The sequence below is a fragment of the Pantoea sp. AS142 genome (assembly GCF_037152305.1).
Classification (GTDB): Bacteria; Pseudomonadota; Gammaproteobacteria; order Enterobacterales; family Enterobacteriaceae; genus Pantoea.
The window spans coordinates 1-219 of record NZ_JBBCMO010000050.1; the positions used below are offsets into that span (position 1 = coordinate 1).

Below are 219 nucleotides of genomic sequence, written 5' to 3' on the forward strand. Positions count from 1 at the left end.
GAACCTGCGGTTGGATCACCTCCTTACCTGAAGATACCTTCCGGCGCAGTGTCCACACAGATTGTCTGATAAAAAGTAATGAGCAGGACGGCTGCGAAGTCGTGACACTTTGTGTCCCCTTCGTCTAGCGGTTAGGACTCCGCCCTTTCACGGCGGCAACAGGGGTTCGAATCCCCTAGGGGACGCCACCTGCTTGGTGACAGGTGAAAGGTGTCGCCC

At 56.6% G+C, this 219-nt stretch carries 1 tRNA gene; it reads left to right on the forward strand.

Features of this window, described 5'->3' with window-relative positions:
* Positions 1 to 113: 113 nt before the first annotated feature.
* A tRNA-Glu gene (locus tag WFO64_RS22485) sits at positions 114 to 188 on the forward strand.
* Positions 189 to 219 lie beyond the last annotated feature (31 nt).